Genomic DNA, 11764 nt, shown 5'->3' on the forward strand with positions numbered 1-11764 from the left:
TCATGGCCGATGACAACAGCCGCCTGGTGTATTCCACGGAAACCGGGCGCATTGATGAGCCAAAAACGCTTGTGCAGCGCCCGAAAGGTGACGGCATTGTGCGCATCCAGCGGCAGACCAGTGGCCGAAAAGGCAAAGGGGTTTGTCTGATTAGCGGTATCGATCTGGATGATGCCGAACTGAACAAGCTGACGGCCGAACTGAAGAAAAAATGTGGCTGCGGCGGGGCGTTAAAAGACGGAGTGATTGAGATTCAGGGCGATAAACGCGACCTGTTAAAAACTCTGCTCGAAGCGAAAGGTTTTAAGGTCAAACTGGCCGGAGGCTGACCAATAACAGGGGCCTGAACAGCGTCAGGCCCCCAATAAACTGCTTTTTATTTGTCGATCTGATGTCCGATGATCCCGCCCACAGCGGCGCCACCCACGGTGCCTAATCCACTTCCATTTGTCAGAATAGAACCGCCAATTGCGCCGGCACCTGCACCGATTGCCGTGTTTCGATCGCGTTTAGACCAGTTTGAGCAAGCGCTCAGAGAAAGAACTAAGGTTGCGGCCAGCACGGCGGCGGTGATGCGTTTTGCAGTGATAGACATAATGACTCTCCTTAAAGAACAGCGACGAGATACCTCTACATTATAGAAGACGCTCTGTAATCCCGACCCGAATCCATCGCTTTTTCAGGTGACTTCTGTCACTGAACAGGCAAAAAGCAGTTTAAAAAATCGCCTGCAGGGCCTGGGTTAAATCCGGGGTCGGCAACGGCATAGTTGGATGATTAGATAGCTCACTATCACCCAGGTTAATTTCTGTTAACTATTTTCAGTTATTGCCGGATATCTTAACAGGTAAAAACTCTTAATTTTCCGTGTGTCTTAAGCGAGCTGCTCTCACAAAACCGGGGGAACAGCCGGATTCTGCCGTTGATACAGCAGATGCCTCCATACCCCGATCATCAAGTGGCGCTGACAATAAATCAGCAGCCACAACGGGGACAACAACATGCTGGAACAACTGAAGCAGCAGGTACTGGAAGCAAATCTGGCGTTACCGCGCTACGGACTGGTCACCTTCACCTGGGGAAACGTCAGTGCTATCGATCGCCAGCAAGGGCTGATGGTGATAAAGCCTTCAGGCGTGAGCTATGACGACATGAAGCGGGACGACATGGTCGTCGTGGCGCTGGCATCCGGGGAAGTGATAGAAGGGGACAAACGTCCTTCATCGGATACGGACACGCACCGTGCACTCTATCTTGCCTGGCCTGAGATTGGCGGCATCGTCCATACTCACTCGCGCCACGCGACAATCTGGGCACAGGCAGGAAAAGATCTCCCCGCCTGGGGCACGACGCACGCGGATGACTTCTATGGTGCCATCCCCTGCACGCGCCAGATGCGCGATGAGGAGATCCTGGAACGCTACGAGTGGCAAACCGGGCAGGTGATTATTGAAACGCTGCAACAGCGCAATATTGACCCATTGGCGATCCCCGCCGTGCTGGTGAACTCGCACGGGCCGTTTGCCTGGGGCCGCAGTGCGGAGGATGCGGTCCACAGCGCCGTTGTACTGGAAGAGGTGGCTTACATGGGCATCTTCAGTCAACAATTGACACCGCAGCTGCCCGCAGTGCAGCAGGTATTACTGGATAAACATTATCTGCGAAAACATGGCAAAAATGCCTATTACGGCCAGAAATAGCCGCTAACGTCATCAGCTGGCGTCGGGTTATCACGACGCCAAATTAAGATTATCCTTACCTATTGTTCGGCCATGCTTGAGTATTTCATCATTATCCTGCCGCAAGTCTCTCCTGTTATCCCGTCAATCCAGCGGTTCTGATTACACTTCATCGCGCACATATGGCGTGAGGAATTTCTTTATTTTATCTTAAAAATCAAACACCCATTTAGCATGATGACACTCTGGATTAGGCTGGAGCTGCGAAGAACGCATAATGAAACAGAGGATAATGCTATGACCGTTATAAATCAGACGACGTGCCGCTTGTTCAACGAAGCTGGACAAATGACGCAGCTCTCCGCCTATTATGAAGAAGAACGTCGCACCATGTGGATGATGCTGCGCGCCCAACCTCGCCCGAGTTTTAATCATCAGCTGATCGAGGAGATCATGAACCTCAGTTACGCTGCCCAGCGTTCCGGTTTGAAGATTGATTTTTGGGTCACGGGTTCGCTGGTACCGACCATGTTTAATGCCGGTGGCGATCTGCGTTTCTTTGTCGAAACGATTAAAAATGGCCGCCGCGAAGCCCTGCGTGCCTATGCCCGTGCCTGCGTGGACTGCATTCATGCGGCTGCGCGTGGCTTCGACACGGGTGCTGTTACCATCGCGATGGTGGAAGGGAGCGCGCTGGGCGGCGGATTTGAAGCCGCGCTGGCGCATCACTTCATCCTGGCACAAAATACCGCCCGCATGGGGTTCCCGGAAATTGCCTTTAACCTGTTCCCCGGCATGGGCGGTTACTCCCTGGTGGCACGCCGTTCCGGCATGAAACTGGCCGAAGAGCTGATCTGTGAAGGGGAGTCGCATACTGCAGAATGGTTTGAAACGCGCGGTCTGGTGGATCGTCTGTTCCAGCCGGGAGAGGGCTATCGCTGCACGCGTACGTTTATTGATACGCTGCAACCGAAGCTGAACGGTGTCAGAGCGATGCTGAAAGCCCGTCAGCGGGTGCTTCAGCTGACGCGTGCAGAACTGATGGATATCACGGAGGACTGGGTTGATTTCGCCTTTACGATGGAGCCGAAAGATATCGCCTATATGGAGCGTTTAGTCCAGCTGCAAAACCGCCACAGCGCGCAGTCATTGCTGAAAGCGGGCTGAGCTATCGTTGTCAGGAAGCCATAACGGCATGATGCCGCGTAAGCCAGTGCTCGAGTTCTTCAGCGGGCATTGGCTTCGCATACAGGAAGCCCTGACGAATATCCACGCCGTTCGCCATCACAAACTCCGCTTCCTCTTCCGTCTCAATCCCTTCCGCGATCACCTGCAAGTTCAGTGCCTTAGCCACGGCAACGATCGCCCTGACCAGTGACTGAGACACCACCTGCTGGTTCACGCCACGGATAAAGCTCTGGTCGAGCTTGATCGCATCAATCGGCACGCGTGCCAGCTGTGACAACGATGAATAACCCGTACCGAAATCATCCAGATGCACGGCTGCGCCCAGTTTCTGAAACTGTTTCATTAATGCCAGCGCCTGCTCCTCATTCTCAATCAGACAGCTTTCAGTCAGCTCAATATCAATCGGGCAGACCTTAAGTCCGGCGTGATCCAGAGCGAGTTTCAGGTCGGTATAGATGCTTTGGTCAATCAGCTGACGCGGCGACACATTCACCGCCACCCGCAGGTCAATGCCCTGTTTGCGCCAGCGTAGAATTTGCTCCAGCGCGCTCAATATCACCCAGCGTCCTAGCGGGATGATCAATCCTGACTCTTCGGCATAGGCAATAAAACTGTCCGGCGGCACCAGCCCACGCTCTGGGGACATCCACCGCACCAGGGCTTCCACACTGGTGACCGTGCCATCGGCATTCACTTTCGGCTGATAGTGGAGCACCAACTGATGATGTTCCAGCGCCTTGCGCAGGTTGGTGTCGAGCCAGAGATATTCAAACACCCGTTGATTCATTTCGGCTGAGAAAATGCAGAATTTACCGCGCCCATTCTCTTTCGCCGTGTACATCGCCGTATCTGCATTTTGGATCAGGCTTTCACGATCTTCGCCATGCTGCGGGGCAAGGGCAATGCCCACTGAGCATCCGGAGTAGACCTCAATCAGCCCAATACGTAACGGTTGCTTCAGGCGCTCAATAATACGCGACGACATCGCTTCTAATGCGGCCTGGCTGGTGTCTTCGGCCAGGACAATAAACTCATCGCCACCCAGGCGCGCCAGCGTCTGATTTTTATCAAGGCAGCTCAAAATTGCGAGAGAGACCGCCTGTAACAGCTGGTCGCCAAACATGTGTCCGTAGGCATCATTCACTTTTTTGAAGTTGTCGAGGTCAAGGTAAACCACGCCAATCTGCTGATGTGTGCGTTTTTCCAGTGCTTGAGTGATTTCATGATTAATGGCATTGCGATTCGGCAGGCCGGTGATGGTATCGGTATTGGCCAGCACGCGCAGACGCTCCTGAGCGCGGCGCTCTTCGGTAATATCCGTACCGGAGCAAATCAGGTAGATCTCATTTTTTCCGCTGCCGCTATGGACGAATTTATTGCGGAACAGAAACAGACGCTGGCCTTTCTTTGTCTTGATCCAGCGCTCGACTTCATAAGAGCTGCCTTCACGAAAAAACCTGCTGATATTACGCCGTGAGGCCGCCGCTTCCTGGCGCGACATAAACAGCTGAAACACATTACGACCGATCACATCCTGCTCTTTAAGGCCGGTGTACTCTTCACTCAGGCGGTTAAAGCGCTGGATATGACCATGCTGATCGACGATGACAATGACGGAATTGGCTTCAGAAACCACCTGTTCTGCAAATGACAGGCCGAGCACCAGATCGCGGGCTACCGAGGAGGTGTCTCCCCATGCTGACGCAGTTCCCGCCCAGGCAATCTGGGAGACTTTCCTGCCGACCAGATGCATGGACAGTGGATTACCGTACAGCGTGATGGTGAGATTCACGCTGGTGGTAATCACGGTCATGCTGCGCAGCAGGCTGGCTTGTGGAGGCGTAAGCGGGACGGCGATGTTGGTTTCGCCCCCTTCAGCTTCGGCAAAATGCAGTGCATCGCTGTCGGAGGATAAACGCCAATGAGGGCTGCTGGTGCCAAAATAGGCATACAGTAGCGTCTGCCCTTGTTCATCGGTCATTTTTATCTCCGTTGGTGCGACTTTGCAGGGGATATCTTCTTATTTTAGCAACAGTATTCGGCAAGCAGCAGAATCACAAGCTACGAAGACAATATATTTTTTTGCTGAGAATTGATATGCAGCATAAAATACCCCGGCATGGCGACCGGGGTAGCATATTAACAGGATAATTTGACTAAGGTGATTCCTTTGTCGGGAAAATATCCTTCAAGATAGTTGCATTTAAAACCCTTATACTGACAGCCGCTTATTCATCAGATATTGACTTTTTCGTCGCGCAGAACCACCGGGCTTTCACGAACGGTAGGCAGATCGCTGTGCAATGCGCGTCGGATGGCAAAGCATGCCGCTACCAGCATAGTAATGGCCACCAGCATAAAGAAGGCACACAGTCCGGCATTGATCTGATTACTGATCACGATGGTCTGCATATCCGCCACGGTTTTCGCCGGGGCGATAACGATCCCCTGGTCGATACCCTTGCTGAACTTTTTCGCCTGGGCAAGGAACCCAATGGCGGGTTTCTCATGGAAAATCTTCTGCCATCCTGCCGTCATTGAGGTAATAAATAACCAGACGGTGGGCACAATCGTGACCCAGGCGTAACGTTGTTTCTTCATTTTAAACAGCACCACGGTACCAAGGATCAGCGCCATGGACGCCAGCATCTGGTTACCAATGCCAAACAGCGGCCAGAGCGTATTAATGCCGCCAAGCGGATCGATAACGCCCTGATAGACGAAGAAACCCCAGCCCGCAACGGCTACGGCGGTGCCGATAATATTGCCCATCCAGGAACGATTATTCGCCAGCGAAGGTACCACCGTACCCGCCAGATCCTGCACCATAAAACGGCAGGCACGGGTACCGGCATCGACGGCAGTGAGGATAAACAGCGCTTCAAACAGAATGGCAAAGTGATACCAGAAGGCCATCATCGCCCGGCTGTTAAATACCTCGGTAATGATGTGCGCCATGCCCACCGCAAAGGTCGGTGCGCCACCTGCGCGCGACAGTACTGACGTCTCTCCAACGTCGCGGGCGATGGCGGTTAACACCTCCGGTGTGACAACAAAGCCCCAGCTGTTGATTGCCTGACTGGCACTTTCCACGGTGGTGCCAATCAGCGCCGCCGGGGCATTCATCGCAAAGTAGACGCCGGGGTCTATCACCGAGGCACAGATCAACGCCATGATGGCAACGAAAGATTCCATCAGCATGGCGCCGTAGCCGATCATGCGGATATGACTTTCACGCTCCACCAGCTTCGGCGTGGTGCCGCTGGAGACCAGCGCATGGAAACCAGAAATTGCCCCGCAGGCAATGGTGATAAACAGGAACGGGAACAATCCCCCCGAGAACACCGGGCCGCTTCCGTCGATGAATTTGGTCACCGCCGGCATTTTCATCTCCGGCATGGCAAAGACAATGCCAACGGCCAGACCGACAATCACGCCGATTTTCAGGAAGGTGGACAGATAGTCACGCGGTGCCAGCAGCAGCCAGACGGGCAGCACAGAGGCAACAAACCCGTAAATCACCAGTACCAGGGTCAGCGTGGTGCCTTTCAGGGTAAAGAACGGGCCCCAGTAAGGATGCAGGGCAATATCACCGCCGTAGATAATCGCGGCCATCATCAGCACAAAGCCAATCAGCGACACTTCCGCAATTTTCCCCGGCCGCAGGAAGCGCATATACACGCCCATAAACAGCGCGATAGGCAAGGTGGCCGCCAGCGTAAACAGACCCCAGGGGCTGTTGGTCAGCGCTTTGACCACCACCAGCGCCAGCGCCGAGAGAATAATAATCATCACCCCCAGTGCGCCCAGCATGGTGATCACCCCGGCGAAGGCGCCCAGTTCCTGTTTCGCCATTTCACCCAGTGAACGGCCATCACGGCGGGTAGAAATAAACAGAATCAGGAAGTCCTGCACGGCACCCGCCAGCATCACCCCAATCAGGATCCACAGCGTGCCGGGCAGAAAGCCCATTTGTGCCGCCAGCACCGGGCCGACGAGTGGGCCAGCCCCGGCAATGGCCGCGAAGTGGTGGCCGAACAGCACCCATTTGTTGGTGGGAACATAATCCAGACCGTCATTGTGACGCTCAGCGGGTGTCAGGCGACGATCATCCAGTTCGAAAATACGACGGGCAATAAACAGGCTGTAAAAGCGATAAGCAATGCTGTAACAGGCGACGGCGGCCACCACCAGCCACAGTGCGTTAACGGGTTCGCCCCGGTTAAGCGCCAGCATGGCGAAAGCCGTCGCACCTGCTAACGCCACCAGTAACCAGATCAATCCGGCTTTGACGTTCTTCATCACATAACTCCTTGTCAGATCCATTTAAAAGAGGGACAAGTTAACCGTAATGTAAAAAAGTGTTAATGACAGGCGGTAAGTAAAGAAGTGTGAGGCGCAGGCGATTTTTTCGTTTTAGCAGGGGAAGGGCAATAACAGAGGAAAATACGGGATAGCCAAAAGGCTATCCCGTTAAAGACAATCAGACCACCGGACGGGCCACGACGCTGCGGGTTTCCATACGCACTTCGGCGATGGTCACTTCAATCAGATCGGTGACGCGGTAAGCCACATCGCCTTTGATCTGCACAGTGCCATTCTCGTTGCTGCACACCAGCTCATCACGCACCGCGTGGATGAACGGGGCAGGGATAAAGGCAACCGCGCCGTTTTCCTGCAGGCGAACACGCATACCACCACGAGAAACATCGATCACTTCCGCGCTGAAACGCTGGTCAGTACCGACCGATTTCTGCAGGAAACGCGAGTAGAGCCAGTCTCCGACATCGCGCTCTGCCATACGGTTCTGACGGCGGCGTTCGCCCATCTTCACGGTGACGTCATCAGCAGGGCGGCTGGCCGCTTCCCCTTTGATGATCGCTTTCAGCAGACGGTGGTTAACCATATCGCCATACTTACGGATCGGAGAGGTCCAGGTTGCGTAGGCATCCAGACCAAGGCCGAAGTGTGGGCCTGGCGTGGTGCTGACTTCAGCAAATGACTGGAAGCGACGAATACGGCTGTCGAGGAACTGAGTCGGCAGTGTATCCAGCTCGCGGCGCAGCATGCGGAAGCCTTCCAGCGTGGCAATGGCTGCGGGGTCCGCCGTCACACCGTGGTTCGCCAGAACGGCGGCAGCCTGCTCGGCATTCACGTCGTCGAAACCAAGGTGCACGTTGTAGATACCGAAGCCCAGCTTATCGCGCAGCACGGCAGCCGCGCAGATGTTGGCCAGAATCATCGATTCTTCAACGATGCGGTTAGCAATGCGGCGATGCTCGGCAATGATATCCAGCACTTCGCCTTTCTCGCCTAACAGGAAGCGGAAGTCAGGGCGGTCTTTGAAGACCAGCGCATGGGTCTGACGCCATTCGCTGCGTGCCAGGCACAGACGGTGCAGCAGACGAATCTGTTGTGCAATGGCGTCGCTTTCCGGCTGCCATTCACTGGTACCGTTAGTTTCCAGCCAGTCAGAGACATTGTCGTAAGCCAGCTTGGATTTAGATTCAATCCAGGCCGCGAAGAACTGAATGTCATCTCCCGGTGTGCCGTCAGCGGCAAGGGTCACGCGGCAGGCCAGCACAGGGCGGCGCTCATTCGGACGCAGCGAACAGATGTCATCAGACAGCTCGCGCGGCAGCATCGGAATGTTAAAACCAGGCAGGTAGTTAGTGAACGAGCGCTCAGCGGCAACCGCATCGAGTTTGCTACCCGCGGGCACATAGGCCGTGGGATCGGCAATCGCGATGGTCAGTTTCAGCGCGCCATCGGCGGCCTCTTCCACATACAGCGCATCGTCCATATCTTCGGTGCTGGCGCTGTCGATGGTCACGAAGGTCAGGGCAGTGAGGTCTTCACGCTCCAGTTGCTCGTCCAGCATCTCTTCCGGCGTTGCCACATCGGGTGCTTCACGCTCCAGATTATGGCGAGACAGCGTCACCCACCACGGCGCCAGATGGTCATCCGCAGTGGTAATAAATTCGGTCAGTTCGGCGTAGAAACTGCGATCGCCTTTGAGCGGATGACGGCGCATCTCAGCCACTGCCCAGTCACCGGCCTGGAAGTCATGCTTCACATTACGGTCAGGGCGGCACTGAATGGCGTCTCTCAGCAGCGGATGATCAGGCACAATCGACAGGCGATCGTCTTTCTTCTGAACACGGCCAACAAAACGGGTCAGGAAAGGTTCAATCAGCGTTTCAGGGTCGGCAACTTCACGATCCTTGTCGGTCTGAATCACGGCGCTAACGCGGTCACCGTGCATGACTTTTTTCATAAACGGTGGCGGAATAAAGTAGCTTTTCTGTGCATCGACTTCCAGGAAGCCGAAACCTTTTTCCGTGCCTTTTACCACACCCTCAACACGCGGCGTTTGGGAGTGGAGTTTCTCTTTTAGCTGCGCGAGCAGCGGGTTATCCTGGAACATAATTTCAACGTTTTCGTGGCCTAAGAGCGGCAGACAGTTTTACGCGATTAACCGCTCCACGGCAAGTAAAAAGCCTTCTCTGACGTGGTGGTGGGCGGCCATTGATGCGGCCGCCCTGGTGTGTCAGGCGATACGTCTTCCGGCCACAACAGGTGACAGACTGATCTTCACCGGTACCGATTTAGAGGTGGGCGTTCCGCTGCCGTCACCAAAACTCGAAAGTGGCACCAGCGGATTGGTTTCGGGGTAGTAGGCGGCCAGATTGCCACGCGGAATGGCATAGGGCACCAGCTTAAATCCGCTGACTTTACGGGTGATGCCATCATTCCACAGCGTTTCGATATCGACGTTATCTCCGGCGGCGTAACCCATGTTGTCCATATCTTCCGGGTTGATAAACAGGACTTCACGCTGGCCGTAAACACCACGATAACGGTCATCCAGCCCGTAAATAGTGGTGTTGTACTGGTCATGAGAACGCAGTGTTTGCAACGTGAAAGGCACCTCAACATCGAGCGCCGGGAACAGCGAGGTCGGCAGGGCGGCCGCGCTGAACTGGGCTTTGTCATGCAGCGTATTGAAACGCAGTTCTGCCGCCGCATTGCCTAAATAAAAACCACCTTTCAAATCGCATTTGGCGTTGAAATCACTGAAACCGGGCAGGGTGGCTGCAATATGATCACGGATGATATTGTAATCGTCCGCCATTCCGAGCCAGTCCACTTTGTCGCTGCCCAGTACTGCATGAGCAATGTTGGCCACGATCCAGGTTTCAGAACGCTGTGTATCCGCAATCGGTTTACCCACACCTTCTGACGCATGCACCATGCTGAAGGAGTCTTCAACGGTGATAAACTGCGGACCACTGGCCTGAATATCCTGCTCGGTACGGCCAATCGTTGGCAGGATCAGGGCATCAATCGCGCCAGGACACAGATGGCTGCGGTTGAGTTTGGTGCTGATCTGCACCGTCAGGCCGCAGCGTTTCAGGGCTTCTTCGGTACGCGGGCTGTCCGGAGCGGCAGCCGCCAGGTTGCCTCCGAGGGCAATCAACACCTTGATTTCATCACGCAGCATCGCTTCCAGCGCCTGTACCGTGTTGTGCCCGATGTTGCGCGGTGGTTCGAAGTTAAAATGCTGACCCAGACTATCGAGAAACGCCTGAGATGGCTTTTCATCAATGCCCATCGTGCGGTTACCCTGCACATTACTGTGGCCACGTACCGGGCAAAGGCCTGCGCCTTTTTTACCTAACTGCCCGAACAACAGTTGCAGGTTGACGATCTCGCGCACGGTATCGACAGAATGTTTGTGCTGGGTGATACCCATCGCCCACGTACAAATCACGCGTTCGGCGCTTTGGTAAATCGCTGCGGCTTCACGGATCTGCTGTTCACTGAGGCCGGACTGGCTGACAATCTGTGACCACTCCGTGGCATCCACGGCGGCAAGATAGGCCTCCAGACCTTCCGTTTTGGCATTGATAAACATCTCATCGAACAGGCCTTTCTCACCCGCCGCGATCAGCGCATGATGATTCTCAGCCAGCACTTTGACCATGCCGCGCACGGCGGCCATGTCCCCGCCGAGGTTCGGCTGGTAATAGGTTGAGCTGATTTTACCTGCCATGCTGGTGACCACTTCCAGCGGTTTTTGCGGATCGGCAAAACGTTCCAGCCCGCGTTCGCGCAGCGTGTTGAACGTGACGATTTTAGCACCGTGGTCGGCCGCGTGACGCAGGCTGTGCAGCATGCGTGGATGGTTGGTACCCGGGTTCTGCCCGAAGACAAAGATGGCGTCCGCATGGTCAAAATCGTCCAGACGGATGGTGCCTTTCCCTACGCCAATGCTGCGCTTCAGCCCGACACCACTGGCTTCATGGCACATATTCGAGCAGTCAGGAAAGTTGTTACTGCCGTTCATGCGGCCGAACAGCTGATACAACCAGGAGGCTTCATTACTGGCGCGTCCTGAGGTGTAAAGCTCCATACGGTCGGGATGATCCATCGCCTTAATATGGCGGGCGATCAGGGCAAATGCCGCGTCCCAGCTAATCGGTTCATAGTGGTCAGTGGCGCGGTTATAGCGCAGCGGCTCGGTCAGACGTCCCTGGTATTCGAGGAAGTAATCGCTCTGTTGATACAGGGCGGCAACACTGTACTGGGCAAAGAAGTCAGCGCCGATATGGCGTCGGGTGGCTTCCCAGGTTACGGCTTTGGCACCGTTCTCGCAGAAGCTGAAGGTACTTTTATTGTCATCACCCCAGGCACAACCCGGGCAGTCGAAGCCCTTTGCCTTATTCATACGCATCAAATTGCGCATGTTTTTTAACACTTGTTTGCTGTCGAAGACGAAACGGGTGGTGGCTTCCAGTGAACCCCAGCCGCCCGCCGCGGCCTGGTATGGCTTAATCGCTTCTTTAAATTTCATAATGTCGCAGGCTTATGTTGAATAGTTGTTAAAAAATTAT

The 11764-nt window shown here is 54.7% G+C and carries 8 protein-coding genes; 3 read left to right on the forward strand and 5 right to left on the reverse strand.

The features are described 5' to 3' along the window. Positions 1-2: 2 nt before the first annotated feature. Entirely contained in the window at positions 3-329 is a 327-nt protein-coding gene (gene yciH, locus WH279_RS15455) for a stress response translation initiation inhibitor YciH (protein WP_200642112.1), read from the forward strand. A 47-nt stretch (positions 330-376) separates the two neighbouring features. Here the strand turns inward: yciH and osmB are convergent, their stop codons facing one another. Next, the gene (gene osmB, locus WH279_RS15460; RefSeq protein ID WP_133845087.1) at positions 377-595 is read right to left on the reverse strand and encodes an osmotically-inducible lipoprotein OsmB; all 219 of its coding nucleotides are present in this window, start codon (positions 593-595) and stop codon (positions 377-379) included. Between the two features lie 406 nt (positions 596-1001). Between osmB and araD the strand changes: the two genes are divergently transcribed. Further along, a complete protein-coding gene (gene araD / locus WH279_RS15465; protein WP_200642111.1) occupies positions 1002-1700 on the forward strand; it encodes an L-ribulose-5-phosphate 4-epimerase in 699 nt (232 codons plus the stop codon). Positions 1701-1976: 276 nt separating this feature from the next. Further along, positions 1977-2846: a crotonase/enoyl-CoA hydratase family protein gene (locus WH279_RS15470; protein ID WP_133845083.1), complete on the forward strand. Its 870-nt coding sequence runs from the start codon at positions 1977-1979 to the stop codon at positions 2844-2846. Between the two features lie 10 nt (positions 2847-2856). Here the strand turns inward: WH279_RS15470 and pdeR are convergent, their stop codons facing one another. The 4 genes from pdeR to WH279_RS15490 all read right to left on the reverse strand — a co-directional run bounded on the left by pdeR (position 2857) and on the right by WH279_RS15490 (position 11724). Continuing rightward, the gene (gene pdeR / locus WH279_RS15475) at positions 2857-4848 is read right to left on the reverse strand and encodes a cyclic di-GMP phosphodiesterase (protein ID WP_339457620.1); all 1992 of its coding nucleotides are present in this window, start codon (positions 4846-4848) and stop codon (positions 2857-2859) included. A 254-nt stretch (positions 4849-5102) separates the two neighbouring features. After that, positions 5103-7169 (reverse strand): carbon starvation CstA family protein, encoded by a 2067-nt coding sequence (locus tag WH279_RS15480; protein ID WP_339457621.1) that lies wholly within the window; start codon positions 7167-7169, stop codon positions 5103-5105. A 181-nt stretch (positions 7170-7350) separates the two neighbouring features. Further along, positions 7351-9294 (reverse strand): exoribonuclease II, encoded by a 1944-nt coding sequence (locus WH279_RS15485; RefSeq protein WP_339457622.1) that lies wholly within the window; start codon positions 9292-9294, stop codon positions 7351-7353. Positions 9295-9417: 123 nt separating this feature from the next. Beyond that, on the reverse strand, positions 9418-11724 hold the full coding sequence (locus WH279_RS15490) for an FdhF/YdeP family oxidoreductase (protein ID WP_339457623.1): 2307 nt from the start codon (positions 11722-11724) through the stop codon (positions 9418-9420). Positions 11725-11764: the final 40 nt, after the last annotated feature.

Origin of the sequence: Erwinia sp. MYb375 (assembly GCF_037479175.1) — a bacterium.
Lineage (GTDB): Bacteria > Pseudomonadota > Gammaproteobacteria > Enterobacterales > Enterobacteriaceae > Erwinia > Erwinia rhapontici.